The following is a 19,303-nucleotide window of genomic DNA, read 5'->3' as shown; positions in this document are numbered from 1 at the left end:
CGGTGATCGAAGTACGGACATGTGACTGGAGCGACCCGGACGGCGAGAGGCTGCGGGCGGCGATGGACGCGGAGATGGGCGAGCTGTACGCCGACCGGGCCAAGGCGGCGACCCCCGTCCTGTGGGAGGCGCTGGCCGTGGACCCGGCCGAGATCGCCTTCGTGGGCGTCGCCACCCGCGACGGCGTCCCCGTCGGGCACGCGGCGCTGCGCTGGCGCGGGCCCGACCTGGAGCTCAAGCGCATGTACGTCACACCGCGGACGCGGGGGAACGGGACCTCCCGCGTGCTGCTCGACTGGGTCGAGCAGACGGCGCGCAAGGCCGGGGCCGTCCGCGTGATCCTCCAGACGGGCGACCGCCAGCCCGCCGCCGTCCGCGTGTACGAGCGCGAGGGCTACGCCCGCATCCCCGTGTTCCCGCCCTACGCGGGCGTTCCGGAGCTCATGTCGATCTGCATGGCCAAGAGCCTCTAGCCCTCCTGCTCCCGGGGCAGCCGCTCGCCGTTGCGCACGCGCTCCAGACCCAGCCAGATGAAGTCCAGCGCCATCGCCTCGGCCCGTTCGCGCTCGGCTTCGGGGTGCTCCAGCCACCAGGAGATCAGCGAGAACAGCGAGCCGTAGATGAGCGGGACCAGCAGCAGCGCCCGGCGCTCGTTGGCCGCCAGCTCCCGGGCGTCGAGCCGCCGCCTGCGCCGCGACAACAACCGGTCGGCGGCGGCCTTGCCGAAGCTCTCCCGCAGCTCCCGCAGCTCCACCCCGACCTCGGGCTTGTCGAGGTGGCGGATGATGACCGACCAGGCGTCGGGCTCGGCGGTGGCGTAGTCGAACAGGGTGGAGACCATGCCCGAGACCCGCTCCAGGGACGAGGCCTGCTCCACCTCGGAGGCGGCCAGCCGCGCGGTCAGGTCGTCGACGATCGCCTGGGCCACCTCGGAGAACAACTGCTCCTTGGACTCGAAGTGCTGGTACAGCAGCGCCTTGGAGACCCCGGCCGCCGCGGCGACGTGCTCCATCTGGGTCAGGTGGAAGCCGCGCCGGCCGAACTCGGCCAGCGCGGCGGCCATCAGCTGCTCCCGCCGGGTGGCGGCGGACAGTCTTCTACTTGCCAAGGTAAGGAGCCAGTTCGGTGCGGGCGACGGAGCGGATGTGCACCTCGTCGGGGCCGTCCGCAAGCCGTAGCGTACGCGCCGCCGCCCACATCCGCGCCAGAGGGGTGTCGGGGGAGACGCCCGCGCCGCCGTGGACCTGGATGGCCTTGTCGAGGACCTCCAGCGCGACGCGCGGCGCGACCACCTTGATCGCGGCGACCTCGGAGCGGGCGGCCTTCACGCCCTGGGTGTCGATCAGCCAGGCGGTCTTGAGGGTGAGCAGCCTCGCCTGCTCGATGGCCATGCGGGACTCGGCGATCCACTGCTGGACCACGCCCTGGCGGGCGATCTCCTTGCCGAACGCCACGCGGGCGGCGGCCCGCTCGCACATCAGCTCCAGGGCCCGCTCGGCCAGGCCGATGGTGCGCATCGCGTGGTGGATGCGGCCGGGCCCCAGCCGGGCCTGGGCGATGGCGAAACCGCCGCCCTCCTGCCCGATGAGGTTGCCCACCGGCACCCGCACGTCCTCCAGCCGGATCTCGCAGTGGCCGTGCTGGTCGTGGTAGCCGAAGACCGACAGGTCGCGCACGATGGTCAGGCCCGGGGCGTCCATCGGCACCAGCACCATCGACTGCTGCAGGTAGGGGTGGCCCTCGGGATCGGTCTTGCCCATGAGGATCATGACCTGGCAGCGCGGGTCGGCGGCGCCGGTCGTCCACCACTTGCGCCCGTTGATGACGTACTCGTCGCCGTCGCGGACGATGGCGGTGGAGATGTTGCGGGCGTCGGAGGAGGCCACGTCCGGCTCGGTCATGCCGAAGCAGGAGCGGATCTCGCCCTCCAGCAGCGGCTTGAGCCAGCGCTCCTTCTGCTCGTCGGTGCCGAACAGGTGCAGCACCTCCATGTTCCCGGTGTCGGGGGCGGCGCAGTTGATCGCCTCGGGCGCCAGCGCGGGGGAGCGGCCGGTGAGCTCGGCCAGCGTGGCGTAGTCGGTGTTGGTCAGGCCGGAGACGTCCGGGAGGAAGAGGTTCCACAGGCCGCGCTTGCGCGCCTCGGTCTTGAGCTCCTCGACGACGGGAGGCAGGTCGTGGGGCCGTCCGGCGGCGGCCAGCTCCGCGCGCTGCGCCTCGTAGACGGGCTCCGCGGGGTAGACGTGGGCGTCCATGAAATCCTGCAACCGGGCCAGATGGTCGGCAGCCCGTTCACTCAGTGAGAAGTCCATACCGGTACCATAACTGACGCGTCAGTTACTTCTAGGGAGGGTCCGTGGAACTCAAGGGAAAGGTCGTCTGGATCACCGGCGGCGCCAACGGCATCGGTGCGGCCACCGCCCGGCGCCTGGCCGGCCTCGGTGCCCTGCCGGCGCTCTCGGACGTGGACGTCGAACGGGGCGAGGCCCTGGCGGCCGAGCTGGACACCCTGTTCGTCCGGTGCGACGTGCGCGAGCACGCCGACAGCGTCCGCGCGGTGCAGGCGGTGGCCGAGCACTTCGGCGGCCTGGACGTGGCGTTCCTCAACGCCGGGGTGAGCACCGGCTGCGACCTCGGCGAGGGCTTCGACCCCGAGGTCTACCGCCGCGCGATGTCCATCAACCTCGACGGCGTCGTGTACGGCGTGAACGCGGCGCTGCCCGCGCTGCGCGCCCGCGGCGGCGGCGACATCGTCCTCACCGGCAGCATGGGCGGCCTGGCGCCGATGCCCTACGAGCCGGTCTACGCGGCGAACAAGGCGGCCGTCGTCGCGCTGGCCCGCTCGCTGGGCCCGGCCTACGCCGAGGAGGGCGTCCGCGTCAACGCGCTGTGCCCGTCCTTCGCCGAGACCCGGATCATCGACCGGATGCGCGACATCCTCGGCGACTTCCCGATCCTGGACGTGGAGACCGTCGTCGACGCGTTCCTGAACCTCCTGGCCTCCGGCGGCACCGGGCAGGCCTGGCCGGTGGTGCCCGGCCGCGAGTTCGAACCGTTCCGCTTCCGGGGTGTTCCCGGACCCCGGGCCTGAGCAGGAGAGAGTCATGAGAGCCATCCAGATCACCGAGTTCGGCGGCCCCGAGGTCCTGCGCCTGGCCGACGTGCCGGCCCCCGTGCCGGGCCCCGGCCAGGTGCTGATCGACGTCACCCGCGCCGGCGTGAACTACGCCGACACCCACCAGGCGGAGAACAGCTACCTGGCGGCCGCGAAACTGCCGATGATCCCCGGCGGCGAGGTCGCCGGGACGGTGGACGGGCGCCGCGTGGTCGCCCTGACCTCCGACGGCGGCGGCTACGCCGAGCAGGCCGTGGCCGAGGCGGGCGCCGTCTACGACATCCCCGACGGGGTGGACGACGCGACCGCGCTCGGCCTCGTCGTCCAGGGCGCGACCGCGTGGCTGCTGCTGCGCAAGAGCGTGCACCTGGAGCCCGGCGAGTCCGTGGTGGTGCACGCCGCGGCGGGCGGCGTCGGCACCCTGGCCGTCCAGCTCGCCAAGGCCTGGGGCGCGGGGCGCGTCATCGCCACCGCCTCCAGTGAGGACAAGCGCAGGCTGGCGCTGGACCTCGGCGCGGACGTGGCGCTGGACCCGGCCGTGCCCGACCTCAAGGCCGCGCTCATCGAGGCCAACGAAGGCAGGCGGGTCGACACCGTGCTGGAGATGACCGGAGGCGAGGTCACCGACCGCTCGCTGGCGGCGCTGGCCCCGTTCGGCAGGCTCGCCTTCTACGGCATGGCGTCCCGTAAGCCGCCGTCCCCGATCCAGGCGCCCTCCCTGCTGCGCCACTCCACCGCCGTGATCGGCATGTGGCTGCCGCACGTCTTCACCCTGCCCGGCGACGTCATGCGCCGCGCGATGACCGAGCTGTTCGAGCTGGCCGCCACGGGCGCGCTGCGCGTCGTCCCCGGCGGCGAGTACGGCCTGTCGGAGGCGCGGGCCGCCCACGAGGCGCTGCGCTCCCGCCGGACCGCCGGCAAGCTCGTGCTCGACCCCTCCCGCTAGCCGCGGCGGGACCTCACCCGGCGATGCCGTTCTCGTAGGAGAAGACGACGGCCTGGGTGCGGTCCCGCAGGCCCAGCTTGCTCAGGACGTTGCCGACGTGGCTCTTGACCGTCTGCTCCGACAGGAACAGCTCCCCGGCGATCTCGGCGTTGGACAGGCCGCGGGAGATCAGCCGCAGGACGTCCAGCTCGCGCGGGGTGAGCACGTCCACCAGGTCGCTGCGCGGCCGCTCGTGCCGCCGCCTGCGGGCGAAGTCGGAGATCAGCCGGCGGGTCACCGACGGCGCCAGCAGCGCCTCGCCGGAGGCCACCACCCGCACGGCGTGGATGAGGTCGCCCGCCGAGGCGTCCTTGAGCAGGAACCCGCTGGCGCCCGCGCCGAGTGCCTCGTAGACGTACTCGTCCAGATCGAACGTGGTCAGGATGAGCACCTTCGTGCCGTCGCCGCCCTTGCCCGCGAGCCGTTCGGTGGCGGCCAGCCCGTCCAGCCGCGGCATCCGGATGTCCATGACGACGACGTCCGGCCGCAGCTCGGTGCAGAGCTCCACCGCCTCCTGCCCGTCCCCGGCCTGCCCCACCACTTCGATGTCCGGAGCGGAGGCCAGCAGTGTGGCGAGCCCGTCCCTGATCATTACTTGATCGTCAGCGATCACCACGCGGATCATGCCCGTCATCATAGGGAAGTTCCGCGATGACGGCCCATCCGTCGTTGCGCCCGCCCGCGAACAGGGTGCCGCCGAGCATGGTGACGCGCTCGCGCATGCCGACCAGGCCGTGCCCGCCGTTGCTGGTGTCGGGCTCGCCGCGCGCCCCGTCGTCGACGACCGAGAGCCGCAGCATGTCCGCGTCGTAGCGCACCTCCACGGCGACCGCGGCTCCGGGGGCGTAGCGGGAGGCGTTGCTCAGCGCCTCCTGGACGATCCGGTAGGCCGACAGGTCCAGCCCCTCGGGCAGGGCACGCGCCGTGCCGACCACGGCCAGCGACACCCGCAGCCCGTCGTGGGAGGCCACCAGTTCGGGCAGCCGTTCCATGCCCGGCTGCGGCACCCGCTCGGCCGTCTCGTCGTCGGCGCGCAGCAGCCCGACCACCCGCCTGGTCTCGGTGAGCGCGGCCCGCGCCTCGTCCCGCAGCAGCACGAAGGTGGTGCGGGCGGCCTCGGGCAGCTCGGGGATCTTGTAGGGGGCGGCCTCGGCCTGCAGCGCGATCACCGACATGTGGTGGGCGACGACGTCGTGCAGCTCGCGGGCGATGCGGGAGCGCTCCTCCAGCACCGCCTGCCGGGCCAGGTCCTGGCGGCGCAGCTCGGCCTGCTCGGCCAGGCTGATCTCCGCCCAGCGCCGGCCGCCGACCGCGTCGCCGAAGACCACCGCCAGCAGCGCCAGGGCGATGAGGATGAGCCCGAACCACTGCTCGAGCCCGTTGAACATGACCGGCAGGATCGCCAGCACGGCGATCATCATGATGCTCACGCCCTGGCTCACCGGCCGGGAGGAGACCGCCGCGACCAGGGCCAGCACCACCAGCATCCCCAGCAGGGAGGTGACCGGCCAGGGCATGAACTCACCGCGGCCCGCGGTGAGGTCGGCCAGCAGCAGCCCCGTGACCATGACCCGCCAGGCGGCCAGCGGCATGAGCGGCGCGACCACCAGGGGCAGGCCCTGCAGCAGGCCCAGCAGCCAGCTCTGGCTGAGGCCCAGCCCGTGCATGTGGTGGTATATCGCGATGCTGCCGCCGGAGAAGCCGATGCCCAGCGCCAGGGCGACGCCCATGATGAGGGCCTTGAGCCACCACCGCTCGATGGAGTAGGGCTGGCGTTCCGGCCCGGAGGGCGCCCGCATCACCGCGTCGAGCACCGAGTCCAGCATGTTCCGGGGAGCTTGTCCGATCACATCGGCGAGGCTAGCCATACCGGGCGTGCCGCGTCCCGCCCCCTGGGGGTGAACTCGCGGGCACCTCTCAGGATGGGGGCGGCCCCGCGCGGGATGCCGGGGCACCTAGCTAAGTATTCCGATTGACTTAATAGGAAATGCGGGCCAGGATGGTTCTCATGACCGTGACCGCGACCGACACCGGGACGCGCGCGCTCAGCGCGCGAGCGCGCTCCCTCGCCGAGGACAGCGCCGAGTGGCTGCACCGGGTCCGCCTGGACCCCCAGGGCCGCTGGTACGAGAGACTGCACGCCGACGCCGACCACGAGGTGTGGATCATCAGCTGGCTGCCGGGCCAGAGCACCGGCTTCCACGACCACGGCGGCTCGGCCGGCGCGTTCGCCGTCGTGCTGGGCGAGCTGGAGGAGGCGGTCCCCGGCGCCGCCCGCACCCTGGAGGGCGGCCAGGTCCGCGGGTTCGGCGGGCACCACGTCCACGACGTCCGCAACGTCTCCGGCGCGCCCGCGGTGAGCGTCCACGTCTACGCGCCGCCGCTGTCCCGGATGAACCGCTACGACCTGGATGAGAACGGCGAACTGGTCACCCTGCGGTCCGAGTCGGCGGAGGAGTGGTGAACCGGCCGCCGGGGGCCAGGTCCATCGACGAGATCCTGGCCGAGGCGCGCTCCCGCCTGGCCCGGCTCACGCCCGCCGAGGCGCACGCCGCGCCGGACGCCCTGCTCGTCGACATCCGGCCCGCCGCGCAGCGCGCGGAGGAGGGCGAGATCGAGGGCGCGCTGATCGTCGAGCGCAACCACCTGGAATGGCGGTTCGACCCGCAGAGCGACGCGCGGCTGCCCGAGGCCGCCGGCTACGGCGTCAGGGTGGTCGTCTTCTGCTCCGAGGGCTACACCTCCAGCCTCGCGGCCGCCGCCCTGCAGGACCTCGGCCTGTCCCGGGCCACCGACGTCGACGGCGGGTTCCGGGCGTGGAAGGCGGCGGGACTGCCCTGCACCGGAGGGGCGAGGCCCGCTTCCGGATGAGACGGGAGACGAGATCGGGTTACACTGTGGGCATGGCAGCCGATTGCGCGATCCGCGAGACGACCACGCCGGGGTTCTCCCCGGCCGTCTGAGCACGCGCGCTGACCATCTGCGACATGCGAAGGGCCCTGGGAGAACTCTCCCAGGGCCCTTTGTGATCATCCGATCGATCCCACGATTCAAGGAGTTCCCGTGTCCGAACTGCGCGTCACCCTCGGCGGAAGCGAGCGAGTGGTGGACGCCGGCACCACGGCGGGGCAGGTGCTGGACGGAGGTCCCCGGATCGTCGCGGCCCGGGTCGGCGGTGAGCTGCGCGACCTGGAGTACGTCGTGCGGGACGGGGACGTCCTCGAGGGCGTCGAGATCGACTCCAAGGACGGCCGCGACATCCTGCGCCACTCCACCGCGCACGTGATGGCCCAGGCCGTCCAGGAGATCTTCCCCGAGGCCAAGCTCGGCATCGGACCGCCGGTCGAGAACGGCTTCTACTACGACTTCGACGTCAAGGAGCCGTTCACCCCCGAGGACCTCAAGCGCATCGAGAAGCGCATGCGCGAGCTCGTCAAGCAGGGCCAGCGCTTCTCCCGCCGGGTCGTCTCCGACGAGGAGGCCCGCGAGGAGCTGTCCGCCGAGCCCTACAAGCTCGAGCTGATCGGCCTCAAGGGCGGCGCGGAGGACGAGGAGTCGGTGGAGGTGGGCGGCGCAGAGCTGACCATCTACGACAACCTCAACGCCAAGACCGGCGAGCTGTGCTGGAAGGACCTCTGCCGCGGCCCGCACCTGCCCACCACCCGCAACATCCCGGCGTTCAAGCTCATGCGCTCCGGCGGCGCGTACTGGCGCGGCAGCGAGAAGAACCCGCAGCTGCAGCGCATCTACGGCACCGCGTGGGAGTCCCGCGAGAAGCAGGACGAGTACCTCAAGATGCTGGAGGAGGCCGAGAAGCGCGACCACCGCAAGCTCGGCGCCGAGCTCGACCTCTTCTCCTTCCCGACCGAGATCGGCTCCGGCCTGCCGGTGTTCCACCCCAAGGGCGGCATCATCCGGCGCGAGCTGGAGAACTACTCGCGGCTGCGGCACGAGCAGGCGGGGTACTCCTTCGTCAACACCCCGCACATCACCAAGGGCCACCTGTACGAGATCTCCGGGCACCTCGGCTGGTACCGCGACGGCATGTTCCCGCCCATGGAGCTGGAGGGGGCGCAGTACTTCCTCAAGCCCATGAACTGCCCCATGCACAACCTGATCTTCGACGCCCGGGGCCGCTCCTACAAGGAGCTGCCGCTGCGGCTGTTCGAGTTCGGCACCGTCTACCGGTACGAGAAGTCCGGCGTCGTGCACGGCCTCACCCGGGTGCGGGGCCTGACCCAGGACGACGCGCACATCTACTGCACCCGCGAGCAGATGCAGGACGAGTTGCACTCGCTGCTGAAGTTCGTGCTGGACCTGCTGCGCGACTACGGCCTGGACGACTTCTACCTGGAGCTGTCCACCCGGGACCCGAAGAAGTCCGTCGGCTCCGACGAGGAGTGGGAGGAGGCCACCGAGATGCTGCGGGTGGCCGCCGAGAACTCCGGACTCGAGCTCACCCCCGACCCGGAGGGCGCCGCCTTCTACGGTCCGAAGATCTCCGTCCAGGCCCGCGACGCGATCGGCCGCACCTGGCAGATGTCCACCATCCAGGTGGACCTCCAGCTGCCGAAGCTGTTCAACCTGGAGTACCAGGCGGCGGACGGCACCCGGCAGCGGCCCATCATGATCCACCGGGCGCTGTTCGGTTCGATCGAGCGGTTCTTCGGCGTCCTGCTGGAGCACTACGCCGGCGCGATGCCGCCGTGGCTGGCCCCGGTCCAGGTCGTGGGCATCCCGATCGCCGACGAGCACGCGCCCTACCTGGAGGAGATCGCGGCGAAGCTGCGCGCCCGCGGCATCCGGGTGGAGGTGGACTCCTCGTCCGACCGCATGCAGAAGAAGATCCGCAACGCCCAGAAGCAGAAGGTCCCCTTCATGCTGCTGGCGGGCGACGACGACGTGTCCAAGGGCGCGGTGTCGTTCCGCTACCGCTCCGGCGAGCAGAACAACGGCGTGCCGGTGGACGAGGCGGTGGCCGAGATCGTGAAGGCGGTCGAGGACCGGATCCAGGTCTGACCGCCGGCCGGAAGGAGCCCCGCGGGGCTCCTTCCGGTGGTCGGAAAAGGGTTGATCTCTGTACGATGCGACGGGTGACGGCCAGCCGCGACGTTCGACCCCCGGTACGGGACCGCCTGCTCGACGCCGCCCGGCGATTGATCGAGACGCGCGGCTGGGCGCAGATGCGCGTCGCCCACATCGCGTCCGAGGCGGGCGTCAGCAGGCAGAGCGCCTACAACGAGTTCGGTTCCAAGGCGGCGCTCGGCGAGGCCCTGGTGATGCGGGAGTTCGAGCGGCACCTGGCCGGGCTCGGCGAGTGCCTGCTGGACCAGCGGGACGACATCGAGGCGGCGGTCGCCGAGGCGGTGCTCTACACCTTCCGCCGGGCGTCGCGCGACACGGTGCTCCACAGCATCCTCACCAGCGCCCGGGTGGGCTGGTCGGCCGAGGGGCTGGTGGCGGTGCTGCGCCGCAGGAAGGTGCCGCCGCTGACCCTGGCGCTGCGGACGGTGACCGACCTGGCGCTGCACCAGCGTCCGGATCTGGACCCCGAGGCGCTCCAGCTGACCGTCGACATGGTCTGCCGGGTGACCGTCAGCTATCTGGTGACGCCCGAGGGCCCGCCGGAGGACTCGGCCCGCCGGATCGCCGCGATGGCGGTCCGGGTCCTGGGCGTCCCCGTGCGGTAGCCTCTATCACTCCCTACCCCCTAGTAACGATTGCGGGTGAGCCGATGCCGCAGAGCCCTCTGGTCCACCGGGTTCTCCGCAGCTCCGGATACTCGCTCACGGCGCTGCTCGTCCTGGCGGCGGTGGGCGTCCTGCTGTGGCCGCTGATGGGCGGCGGCGAGCGGCCCTCCGCGGCTCCCGTCCCGTCCTCCGCGCCGTCCGCGCAGACGGCGCCGAGCGCGGCCCCCGGCACGGCGGAGCAGGGCGAGAACCCGTTCACCGCGATCGACCCCGGCACGGACCGGCGCGAGGAGAAGCAGGGCGACGGGCCCTGCGGGACCAAGGCGGCGTACTACAAGCGGGTCGGCGGCGGCATCGAGGTGACCGTCGTCTACGCGGGGTTCGGCGCGGTGCGGGCGATCGTGGTGCCGGCCAACGGCGAACCCCTGGCGCAGAGCTACACCACCTCCGGCAACCCGACCCCGCACGTCTTCAAGTTCGAGGACGTCTCGCCGCAGGCGATCAAGAAGGTCGGCCTGACGGTGACCAGCGGCACCGGCGGCGAGGAGTGCGAGCTGCAGCGCAAGTAGGCCTCAGCCGGCCTCGCCGGGCATCCGCACGTCCTGCACGGTCACGTCGACCGCGGCGACCCGCATGCCCAGCATCGTGCTGACGTTCTTGGCCACGTTGTTCTTCACCGTCCTGGCCACGTCGATGACGATGCTGCCGTACTCCACGACCAGCGCGACCTCCAGGGAGATCTCGTCGTCGGCGACCAGGGCCCGCACGCCGGGCGCGGCGCGCCCGTCGCCGATGCGCCGGCGCACCTCCTCCATGGTCTCCGAGGCCTCCCGCCTCCCGCCGAGCGCGGCCACCCCGGCGACCTCGAGCGCGGCGAGGGCGGCGATCTTCTCGACCACCTCGTCCTCGATGCGGATCTGCCCCTTGACCGTGGCGCGCCCGGCGGGCTCCGAGGGGACGGCTTCGGGGGCCTGGACGGGGACGGACGGCGGCGGCGGGGGCGCCTGCGCGATCGGCCCCGTGACGGAGCCGCCCGAACCGGGAAGGACCTCGCCGCGCAGCGGAGGCGGCGACGGGAGCGTTCCGGCGGACGGGGATCCGCCGCCCGACAGGCCCGCGGGGGCGGAGGGCGGCGCGGCCGAGGGAGCGGGGAAGAACGGCATCGCCGACCGCGGTTCGGCGCGGTGCTCGCCGCCGGTGCCGTTGGCGGAGTACAGGGGGTCGAGATCGGGCATCGCGGACTCCTCTACTGGCAGCGCCGCTGGGGCGGTGCTCCTGCCATCTTGGCGGAGCAGGGTCGGGATATACCAGACAAAGTTGTTTTTCCTGTTCTTCGTCGCCAAAAGTTAAGTTTGTACGCCCGGTTTCCGGCTCCGCACCCGGCAGGAATATCCTGGGCGGATGCTGAGAGAGGGGCGTGGCCGTGGTGCGGGAGCCGTCTGACAGGTCCTCCGGTCCGGAGGAGCAGGAGGGCGTCGGAGAGCAGGACGGGTTCCAGCGGCTGTGGACCCCGCACCGGATGGCCTACATCAAGGGCGAGAACAAGCCGAGCGGGCCCGGCCGCGACGACGGCTGCCCGTTCTGCGAGATCCCCAAGGGCACCGACGAGGACGGCCTGGTCATCCGCCGCGGCACCGCGGTCTTCGCCGTGCTCAACCTCTACCCGTACAACTCCGGCCACCTCATGGTCTGCCCCTACCGCCACGTGGCCGACTACGCCGAGCTCGACGACGCCGAGGCGCTGGAGCTCGCGCGGTTCACCCAGCGGGCGCTGGCGGCGCTGCGCAAGGCCAGCGGGGCGCACGGCTTCAACGTCGGCATGAACCTCGGCACGGTGGCGGGCGCCGGCATCGCCGCGCACCTGCACCAGCACGTCGTCCCGCGCTGGGGCGGCGACACCAACTTCATGCCGGTGATCGGCCGCACCAAGGTGCTCCCCCAGCTGCTGCGCGACACCCGGGCGCTGCTGGCGGAGTCCTGGCCGGAGGACTGAGCGACCGGGACGACCGGGGGCCGGGGCAGCCACTACGATGGCGGAACCCCTGCTCCCGACTGGTTTGGACGAAGATGCTCAACCGCTTGCGGCCTGCGCTGGCCAAGGTGGTGACCCCGATCGGGAGGACGCTCGCCCGCACCGGTGCCACCCCCAACATGATCACCGTGACGGGCACGCTGGGCGTCGCCGCAGGGGCGCTGGCGTTCTACCCGCGGGGCGAGCTGTTCTGGGGCACCATGGTGATCACTGCCTTTGTTTTCTTCGACATGTTCGACGGCGCCGTCGCCCGGATCACCGGCCGCACCGGCACCTGGGGCGCCTTCCTGGACTCCACCATGGACCGGGTGGGCGACGCCGCGGTGTTCACCGGGCTCATCCTGTGGTTCACCGGAGCGGGCGACGACGCGCCGCTGTCCTGGCTCGCGCTGTACTGCCTGGTCTCGGGCGTCGTCATCTCCTACGCCAAGGCGCGGGCCGAGGGACTGGGCCTCAAGTGCGACGTCGGCATCGCCGAGCGCTCCGAGCGGCTCGTCATCAGCCTGGTCGCGGCGGGCCTGCACGGCCTGGGCGTCCCGTACGCGCTGCACGTCGGCCTGGTCCTGCTGGCCGTGCTGAGCACCGTCACGGTCGCCCAGCGCTTCCACGTGGTCTACCGGCAGGCCTCGGCCGGGCGGGTCGCCTCGTGAGCCGGGCGGGGGACCTGCGGGGCGAGGCCTTCGACGCCCTCTACGCGCTGGGCTGGACGGCCGTCAAGCGCATGCCCGAGGGCGTCGCCCGCCGGATCTTCCGGCGGATCGCCGACCGCACGTGGGCGGGGCGCGGCAAGGGAGTGCGGCAGCTGGAGAAGAACCTCGCCCGGGTGCTCGGCGTTCCCCCGGAGGATCCGCGGGTGCGCCGGCTCAGCCGCGAGGCCATGCGCTCCTACCTGCGCTACTGGCTGGAGAGCTTCCGCCTGCCCGTCATGGGCAGCGAGCGCATCGTCTCGGGGATGGACATCACCGGCTACGAGCAGATCGACAGGGCGATCGGCGAGGGCAGGGGAGTGGTGCTGGCACTGCCGCACATGGGCAACTACGACCACGCGGGGGCATGGCTGGTGCTGCAGGGGCACCCGCTCACCACGGTCAACGAGCGGCTGAAGCCCGAGTCGCTCTTCGAGCGCTTCGTCGCCTACCGCGAGTCCCTGGGCTTCGAGATCCTGCCGCTGACCGGGGCCGACGTCTCGGTCTTCGGCGTGCTGGCGCGGCGGCTGCGCCAGGCCCGGGTGGTATGCCTGGTGGCCGACCGCGACCTGTCCTCCACCGGGATCGAGGTGGACTTCTTCGGCTCGCCGGCCAGCCTGCCCGGCGGGCCCGCCGCGCTGGCCGTCCAGACCGGGGCCGCGCTCCTGCCGGTCACCCTGTGGTACCGGGAGGACGGCTGGGGCGCGCGCGTCCACGAGGAGATCCCCGACCCCGGGGAGGGCGACCGCAAGTCGCGTGTCCGCGCGATGACCCAGTCGCTGGCCGACGCGTTCGCCGAGGGCATCGCCGCCCACCCCGCGGACTGGCACATGCTGCAGCGGGTCTGGGTGGAGGACCTGCCTTGAGGATCGGCATCGTCTGCCCCTACACCTGGGACGTCCCCGGCGGGGTGCAGCAGCACATCCGGGATCTGGCCGAGGCGCTGCTGGCGCTGGGCCACGAGGTGTCGGTGATCGCCCCGGCCGACGACGACGCGCCGCTGGAGCACTACGTCGTGCCGGCGGGCCGGGCGGTGCCGGTGCCCTACAACGGCTCGGTGGCCCGGCTGGCGTTCGGCTTCCTGTCGGCGAGCCGGGTGCGCCGCTGGATCCGCGAGGGCGGCTTCGACGTCCTGCACATCCACGAGCCGGCCGCGCCGAGCCTGGGCCTGCTGGCCTGCTGGGCCGCCGACGGACCGATCGTGGCGACCTTCCACGCCTCCTACGAGCGCTCCCGCGCCGTCACCGTCTCCGCGCCGATCCTGCAGAGCGCGCTGGAGAAGATCACCGGCCGGATCGCGGTGTCGGAGGCGGCCCGCAACACCCTGGTCGAGCATCTGGGCGGCGACGCCGTCCTCATCCCCAACGGGGTGGCCACGGAGAAGTACGCCGCGGCCGAGCCGCTGCCCGGCTGGGGCGGCAAGGACGCCGGGCCGTCCCTGGGCTTCCTCGGCCGCATGGACGAGCCGCGCAAGGGCCTGCAGGTGCTGCTGAAGGCCTTCGAGACCCTCGGCAGGCAGCGTCCGGACCTGCGCCTGCTGGTGGCCGGGCCCGGCGACGCCGGCGACGTGCTGGCCAGGGTCTCGCCCGGGCTGCGCGACCGCGTCGTGCTGCTGGGCCTGGTCAGCGAGGCGGACAAGATCCGCGCCTACCACTCGGTGGACGTCTTCGTCGCGCCGAACCTGGGCGGGGAGAGCTTCGGCATCGTCCTCACCGAGGCGATGTCGTCGGGGGCCCCGATCCTGGCCAGCGACATCGAGGCGTTCCGGCGCGTGCTCCAGGACGGCCGCGCCGGGGCGCTGTTCACCACCGGCGACGCCGAATCCCTGGCCGAGGAGGCCGCCGGGCTGCTGGACGACGCGGCGCGGCGCAAGGAGCTGTCCGAGGCGGCGCGGTCCGCGGTGCGCGCCTACGACTGGTCGACGGTCGCCCGCGACGTGCTGCACGTCTACGAGACGGTCGCGGCCGGCGCGATCGGCGTGGTGGAGTCGGCCCCGTGATGTCCCCGCTGCTGGACCTCCTGGTCGTCCTCCTCGCCCTCTTCCTGGTGAGCACCTACCTGTCCTGGCGGGCCGGGCGGCTGGACCGGCTGCACGCCCGCGTCGACCTGGCGCGCGCCGGCCTGGACGCGGCCCTGGTGCGCCGGGCCGCGGTCTCCCTGGAGCTGGCGGCCTCCCGGCTGCTGGACCCGGCCACCAGCCTGGTGCTGGCCACCGCGGCGCACCAGGCGCGCACCGCCGACCACGAGCGGCGGGAGTTCGCCGAGAGCGACCTGTCGCGGGCGCTGCGGGCGGTGCTGGAGCAGCCCGGCTTCCGGGAGGCGGTGGAGGGGGAGGGCTCCGCGCTGCTGGAGGAGCTGGAGACCGCGGCGCAGAAGGTGGAGTTCGCCCGCCGCTTCTACAACGACGCCGTGGCCACGACCAGGACCGCGCGGCGCAGGCCGCTGGCCCGCGTCCTTCCGCTCGCCGGCCGTGCCCCTTTGCCGGAATTCTTTGAAATTGACGACGTTCCGCCAGAAGTACGGTAATCGTTGTAATTCCGGTATGTTCGTCCGGACGTGTCGTCGGGGCGAGAGGCAACGACTGTGCATCGTGTTTCACGGCGCAGGTTCACCTTCACTCTGGCCGGGGTGGTCTTCGGCGCCGCCGGCTGCTCCTCGGACGGGGGGAGGCCGCAGGGCACCGCCCCTCCCGCGACCGCCCCGCCGCCCGCCCCCACCGCCGAGCCCACGCCCACGGGCCTGGGCTACCACCCGTTCACCGGGGGGCGGAAGGGGCTGCGGAACAAGGTCCTGGCCGTCAAGATCGACAACACCGCGCCCGCCCACCCCCAGGAGGGGCTGCGCTCGGCCGACATCGTCTACGTCGAACAGGTCGAGGGCGGCGAGACCCGGATCATGGCGATCTTCTGCTCGAGGCTCCCGCGGCGGGTCGGGCCCGTCCGCAGCGCCCGGATCTCCGACCTGCACCTGCTCGACCAGTTCCGGCGGCCCGCGCTGGCCTTCTCCGGCGTGCAGTCCAAGATGAAGCCCCTCGTCGTGGAGTCCGACCTCATCGACGTCTCGGAGGACAACGGCGCCGGCGGCTACTACCGCCACGGCAGCGGGCGCTACGCCCCCTACAACCTCTTCGGCGACCCCCGCAGCCTGCTGCGCCAGGCGCGCAGGGCCGGGCGGGCCCGCGACATCGGCTTCCGCTTCGGACCGGCCCCCGAAGGCGGCCGCCCCGTCCGGCAGTTCACCGCCCGCTGGCCCGCCGAGACCATCACCTTCAAGTGGTCGGCCCGCCAGAAGCGCTGGCTGAGCTACCACAACGGCAAGCCCAACACCGCGGCCGAAGGGGGGCAGCTGGGCGGCCGGACGATCGTCGTCCAGTACGTCAGGACCACCCGGTCCCGGTTCCACGACTTCCTGGGCTCCTACACGCCGCTGCTGCACACCACCGGAAAGGGCAGGGCGGTGGTGCTGCGGGACGGCAGGGCCTACGACTGCACCTGGTCGCGTCCCGGCCGGCGCAAGGGCACCGTCTTCACCACCGCGTCGGGCGAGCGGATGACCTTCGCGCCCGGTCAGGTCTGGGTGGTGCTGGTCAACCGCGGCAGGCCCGTCGTTCCGTAAAGGAGCGCCCCCCGCTCCTGACAAGGTGCGGGTCAAGGCAGGTGGGGGGCAGGCAATATCATGGAACCGCCAACCGTCGACCCCGAAGGAACAACCCGTGACTACCACTTCCCCTGCCGACAACACTCCCGCCGTCGGCACCGCACGTGTCAAGCGCGGCATGGCGGAGATGCTCAAGGGCGGGGTGATCATGGACGTGGTCACACCCGAGCAGGCCAAGATCGCCGAGGACGCGGGCGCCGTCGCCGTCATGGCGCTGGAGCGGGTCCCCGCCGACATCCGCGTCGAGGGCGGCGTGTCCCGGATGAGCGACCCCGACATGATCGACGGGATCATCGAGGCGGTCTCCATCCCGGTCATGGCCAAGGCCAGGATCGGCCACTTCGTCGAGGCCCGGGTGCTGCAGGCGCTCGGTGTCGACTACATCGACGAGTCCGAGGTCCTCACCCCCGCCGACTACAGCAACCACATCGACAAGTGGGCCTTCACCGTCCCCTTCGTCTGCGGCGCGACCAACCTCGGCGAGGCGCTGCGCCGCATCACCGAGGGCGCGGCCATGATCCGCTCCAAGGGCGAGGCCGGCACCGGCGACGTCTCCAACGCCACCACCCACATGCGCCAGTTGCGCGACGAGATCCGCCGCCTGTCCTCGCTGCCCGAGGACGAGCTGTACGTCGCGGCCAAGGAGCTGCAGGCCCCCTACGACCTGGTCAAGGAGGTCGCCCAGACCGGCAAGCTCCCGGTGGTGCTGTTCACCGCCGGCGGGATCGCCACCCCGGCCGACGCCGCGATGATGATGCAGCTGGGCGCCGAGGGCGTCTTCGTCGGGTCCGGGATCTTCAAGTCCGGCGACCCGGTCAAGCGCGCCGAGGCCATCGTCAAGGCCACCACCTTCCACGACGACCCCGACGTCATCGCCAAGGTCTCGCGCGGCCTGGGCGAGGCCATGGTCGGCATCAACGTCGGCACCATGTCCGAGGCCGAGAAGTTCGCCGGCCGCGGCTGGTGAGGACGGCCGCCGGTACGGGCGGCCGACGGGCGCGGACCCCTCCCGCGGCCGCCGCCGGAGGGGTTACGCTTGCGGCGGCCGATCAGGGGCGGGCATTCGGCCGGGAGGGGTCGGGCATGGGCTGGTCTGCGGCGCTCGCGTGCGCGAGCATCGGCGATCCGGAGCGGATCTTCCGCCCCGGTCTGGAGAACGACGAGGGCGCGGCGCTGGAGCTGGCACGGCGGCTGTACCCGGCCGCCACCGTGGAGGACACCGGGCGCACCGTCCTGGACTTCGCGTTGTGGCCCTACGACGACGAGCTCTTCATCGGCGTCTACGACGGCGCGCTGCTCGTCTGCGACCGGCGGCTGTGCGGCCTGGACGAGGGGGCGCGCGGCGTCGCGGACGCGATCGCCTCGGTCCTGCCCGGCTCCGGCTGCGGGGTGCTGGTGCTGCACAGCGAGGCGCGGGGCTGCTGGTTCCGCCGCTACGACTCCGGCGCCCTGGTCCGCGAGGTCTACCTGACGGCCGAGGACGGCGTGGTCGTCGACCAGGGCGAGCCGCTGCCGGCCGAGGCGCCCTACCGCAAGGCGATCGAGGCGAGCGAGGCGGACGTGCCGCTGCCCTTCGACCCCGAGGCGTACGGGCTCACCCTGGCCGCCGGCCTGTTCGGGCACGACCTCGCGCTGCGCAGCGGCGACGGCTTCCTCCCCCTGGAACTGCCGGTGCGGCGGTTCCGCCTGACATAGCGGCCGGGGCCTTCCGGAAGATCCCGGATGTTCCCGGGCGTTCTTTTTGAAGTCCCCTCTGAGAGGTCCTGAGTCTTGTCTGTCGTCATCGGTGTGCTGGCCCTGCAGGGCGACGTGCGCGAGCACGCGCGGGCGCTGGAGTCCTGCGGCGCCCGCACCCTGTCCGTCCGCCGCGCCGGGGAGCTGGAGCGGTGCGACGGGCTGGTGATCCCCGGCGGGGAGTCCACCACCATGTGGCGGCTCCTGCGCGCCTTCGACCTGCTGGAACCCCTGCGCAAGAAGATCGAGGCGGGGCTGCCCGCCTACGGCTCGTGCGCCGGCATGATCATGCTGGCCGACCGGATCGTGGACGGCGCGGCGGGCCAGGAGACCATCGGCGGCATCGACATGGTGGTGCGCCGCAACGCCTTCGGCCGCCAGGTGGACTCCAGCGAGACCACGGTCCACTTCGACGGCGCCCCGCTGGAGGCCGTCTTCATCCGGGCGCCCTGGGTCGAGTCGGTCGGGGCGGGCGTGCGGATCCTCGGACGCGTGGAGTCGGGCGATCGCGAAGGTAGGATCGTCGCGGTCCGCCAGGGGCGTCTCATGGCGACCGCCTACCACCCCGAGCTCACCGGGGACCACACCGTGCACCGGTACTTCACCGACCTGGTGCGCCAGTCGAAGGACGAGGAGTAAAAGAGCGCATGTCCGGCCACTCCAAATGGGCGACGACCAAGCACAAGAAGGCGGCCCTGGACGCCAAGCGGGGCAAGCTCTTCGCCAAGCTGATCAAGAACATCGAGGTGGCGGCCAGGGTCGGCGGTCCCGACCCCGACTCCAACCCGACCCTGTTCGACGCGATCTACAAGGCCAAGAAGAACTCGGTCCCCAACGACAACATCGAGCGCGCCCGCAAGCGCGGCGGCGGCCTGGAGGCCGGCGGCGCCGACTGGCAGACGATCATGTACGAGGGCTACGCGCCCGGCGGCGTGGCCGTGCTCATCGAGTGCCTCACCGACAACCGCAACCGCGCCGCCTCGGAGGTGCGCGTGGCGCTGACCCGCAACGGCGGCTCCCTGGCCGACCCGGGCTCGGTGTCCTACATGTTCAACCGCAAGGGCGTCGTGCTGGTGCCGATGGCCGGCACCACCGAGGACGACGTCATGATGGCGGCCCTGGACGCCGGCGCCGAGGAGATCAACGAGGCCGGCGACAACTTCGAGGTGATCTCCGAGGCGGGCGACCTGCTGACCGTCCGCAAGGCCATCCAGGAGGCGGGCCTGGACTACGAGTCGGCCGAGTCCTCCTTCGTGCCCAGCATGCAGGTCGAGCTGGACGCCGAGGGCGCCCGCAAGGTCTTCCGGCTGATCGAGGCGCTGGAGGACAGCGACGACGTGCAGAACGTCTGGGCCAACTTCGACGTCAGCGACGAGGTGCTCGCCGAGCTGAACGAAGAGGACTGAG

At 72.1% G+C, this 19,303-nt stretch carries 23 protein-coding genes; 18 read left to right on the top strand and 5 right to left on the bottom strand.

The annotated features are described in order from the left end of the window. The first annotated feature begins 2 nt into the window (after nt 1-2). A complete protein-coding gene (locus C2865_RS14655) occupies nt 3-473 on the top strand; it encodes a GNAT family N-acetyltransferase (RefSeq protein ID WP_198653329.1) in 471 nt (156 codons plus the stop codon). Here the strand turns inward: C2865_RS14655 and C2865_RS14650 are convergent. Continuing rightward, nucleotides 470-1,108 (bottom strand): TetR/AcrR family transcriptional regulator, encoded by a 639-nt coding sequence (locus C2865_RS14650; protein ID WP_232835600.1) that lies wholly within the window; start codon nt 1,106-1,108, stop codon nt 470-472. The genes C2865_RS14655 and C2865_RS14650 overlap by 4 nt on opposite strands. Next, nucleotides 1,098-2,309 carry an acyl-CoA dehydrogenase family protein gene (locus tag C2865_RS14645; RefSeq protein ID WP_106399013.1) on the bottom strand — a complete coding sequence of 404 codons (1,212 nt, stop codon included), beginning with the start codon at nt 2,307-2,309 and terminating at the stop codon, nt 1,098-1,100. The genes C2865_RS14650 and C2865_RS14645 overlap by 11 nt, the downstream gene beginning before the upstream one ends. 44 nt (nt 2,310-2,353) lie before the next feature. On the opposite strand from C2865_RS14645, the gene C2865_RS14640 reads away from it, so the two are divergent. Together C2865_RS14640 and C2865_RS14635 are read left to right on the top strand one after the other, a co-directional pair. After that, nucleotides 2,354-3,088 (top strand): SDR family oxidoreductase, encoded by a 735-nt coding sequence (locus C2865_RS14640; RefSeq protein WP_106399012.1) that lies wholly within the window; start codon nt 2,354-2,356, stop codon nt 3,086-3,088. 13 nt (nt 3,089-3,101) lie between these two features. Beyond that, complete coding sequence (locus C2865_RS14635; protein ID WP_106399011.1) at nt 3,102-4,058, top strand: quinone oxidoreductase family protein; 957 nt, start codon at nt 3,102-3,104, stop codon at nt 4,056-4,058. 13 nt (nt 4,059-4,071) lie between these two features. Here C2865_RS14635 and C2865_RS14630 read toward each other — a convergent pair whose 3' ends face one another. Together C2865_RS14630 and C2865_RS14625 are read right to left on the bottom strand one after the other, a co-directional pair. Further along, nucleotides 4,072-4,689, bottom strand: coding sequence for a response regulator (locus C2865_RS14630; protein ID WP_408608316.1), 618 nt, complete (start codon nt 4,687-4,689; stop codon nt 4,072-4,074). Between the two features lie 10 nt (nt 4,690-4,699). Further along, nucleotides 4,700-5,947 carry a sensor histidine kinase gene (locus C2865_RS14625; RefSeq protein WP_157963723.1) on the bottom strand — a complete coding sequence of 416 codons (1,248 nt, stop codon included), beginning with the start codon at nt 5,945-5,947 and terminating at the stop codon, nt 4,700-4,702. A gap of 158 nt (nt 5,948-6,105) precedes the next feature. On the opposite strand from C2865_RS14625, the gene C2865_RS14620 reads away from it, so the two are divergent. The 5 genes from C2865_RS14620 (at nt 6,106) to C2865_RS14600 (ending at nt 10,356) form a co-directional block, all read left to right on the top strand. Continuing rightward, nucleotides 6,106-6,561: a cysteine dioxygenase gene (locus C2865_RS14620; protein WP_106399008.1), complete on the top strand. Its 456-nt coding sequence runs from the start codon at nt 6,106-6,108 to the stop codon at nt 6,559-6,561. Beyond that, nucleotides 6,558-6,968, top strand: coding sequence for a rhodanese-like domain-containing protein (locus C2865_RS14615; protein WP_198653328.1), 411 nt, complete (start codon nt 6,558-6,560; stop codon nt 6,966-6,968). Before C2865_RS14620 ends, C2865_RS14615 begins: the two co-directional genes overlap by 4 nt. 192 nt (nt 6,969-7,160) lie before the next feature. Beyond that, the gene (gene thrS / locus C2865_RS14610; RefSeq protein WP_106399006.1) at nt 7,161-9,116 is read left to right on the top strand and encodes a threonine--tRNA ligase; all 1,956 of its coding nucleotides are present in this window, start codon (nt 7,161-7,163) and stop codon (nt 9,114-9,116) included. Between the two features lie 74 nt (nt 9,117-9,190). Next, on the top strand, nt 9,191-9,787 hold the full coding sequence (locus tag C2865_RS14605) for a TetR/AcrR family transcriptional regulator (protein ID WP_198653327.1): 597 nt from the start codon (nt 9,191-9,193) through the stop codon (nt 9,785-9,787). Between the two features lie 44 nt (nt 9,788-9,831). Then, nucleotides 9,832-10,356: a hypothetical protein gene (locus C2865_RS14600; RefSeq protein ID WP_106399004.1), complete on the top strand. Its 525-nt coding sequence runs from the start codon at nt 9,832-9,834 to the stop codon at nt 10,354-10,356. Nucleotides 10,357-10,359: 3 nt separating this feature from the next. Here C2865_RS14600 and C2865_RS14595 read toward each other — a convergent pair whose 3' ends face one another. After that, nucleotides 10,360-11,022, bottom strand: coding sequence for an Asp23/Gls24 family envelope stress response protein (locus C2865_RS14595; protein ID WP_106399003.1), 663 nt, complete (start codon nt 11,020-11,022; stop codon nt 10,360-10,362). Between the two features lie 188 nt (nt 11,023-11,210). Between C2865_RS14595 and C2865_RS14590 the strand changes: the two genes are divergently transcribed. From C2865_RS14590 to C2865_RS14545, 10 genes are all read left to right on the top strand, one after another. Beyond that, the gene (locus C2865_RS14590; RefSeq protein WP_106399359.1) at nt 11,211-11,780 is read left to right on the top strand and encodes an HIT family protein; all 570 of its coding nucleotides are present in this window, start codon (nt 11,211-11,213) and stop codon (nt 11,778-11,780) included. Between the two features lie 74 nt (nt 11,781-11,854). Then, a complete protein-coding gene (gene pgsA / locus C2865_RS14585; RefSeq protein ID WP_106399002.1) occupies nt 11,855-12,469 on the top strand; it encodes a phosphatidylinositol phosphate synthase in 615 nt (204 codons plus the stop codon). Continuing rightward, entirely contained in the window at nt 12,466-13,371 is a 906-nt protein-coding gene (locus C2865_RS14580) for a phosphatidylinositol mannoside acyltransferase (RefSeq protein WP_106399001.1), read from the top strand. The genes pgsA and C2865_RS14580 overlap by 4 nt, the downstream gene beginning before the upstream one ends. Further along, nucleotides 13,368-14,504: a glycosyltransferase family 4 protein gene (locus tag C2865_RS14575; protein WP_106399000.1), complete on the top strand. Its 1,137-nt coding sequence runs from the start codon at nt 13,368-13,370 to the stop codon at nt 14,502-14,504. The genes C2865_RS14580 and C2865_RS14575 overlap by 4 nt, the downstream gene beginning before the upstream one ends. Next, a complete protein-coding gene (locus C2865_RS14570; protein ID WP_106398999.1) occupies nt 14,504-15,031 on the top strand; it encodes a LemA family protein in 528 nt (175 codons plus the stop codon). Before C2865_RS14575 ends, C2865_RS14570 begins: the two co-directional genes overlap by 1 nt. A 57-nt stretch (nt 15,032-15,088) precedes the next feature. Next, on the top strand, nt 15,089-16,120 hold the full coding sequence (locus C2865_RS14565) for a DUF3048 domain-containing protein (RefSeq protein WP_198653326.1): 1,032 nt from the start codon (nt 15,089-15,091) through the stop codon (nt 16,118-16,120). A 97-nt stretch (nt 16,121-16,217) separates the two neighbouring features. Further along, a complete protein-coding gene (gene pdxS / locus C2865_RS14560; protein ID WP_106398998.1) occupies nt 16,218-17,129 on the top strand; it encodes a pyridoxal 5'-phosphate synthase lyase subunit PdxS in 912 nt (303 codons plus the stop codon). 116 nt (nt 17,130-17,245) lie between these two features. Then, nucleotides 17,246-17,857 carry a DUF6928 family protein gene (locus tag C2865_RS14555; RefSeq protein WP_106398997.1) on the top strand — a complete coding sequence of 204 codons (612 nt, stop codon included), beginning with the start codon at nt 17,246-17,248 and terminating at the stop codon, nt 17,855-17,857. Nucleotides 17,858-17,932: 75 nt separating this feature from the next. Next, nucleotides 17,933-18,535, top strand: a complete 603-nt coding sequence (gene pdxT / locus C2865_RS14550) for a pyridoxal 5'-phosphate synthase glutaminase subunit PdxT (RefSeq protein WP_106398996.1) — start codon at nt 17,933-17,935, stop codon at nt 18,533-18,535. Between the two features lie 8 nt (nt 18,536-18,543). Beyond that, a complete protein-coding gene (locus C2865_RS14545) occupies nt 18,544-19,302 on the top strand; it encodes a YebC/PmpR family DNA-binding transcriptional regulator (RefSeq protein ID WP_106398995.1) in 759 nt (252 codons plus the stop codon). Nucleotide 19,303: the final 1 nt, after the last annotated feature.

The organism is Actinocorallia populi (assembly GCF_002995495.1).
Taxonomy (GTDB): Bacteria; Actinomycetota; Actinomycetes; order Streptosporangiales; family Streptosporangiaceae; genus Actinocorallia; species Actinocorallia populi.
This window is presented reverse-complemented; position numbering and strand designations above follow the sequence as displayed.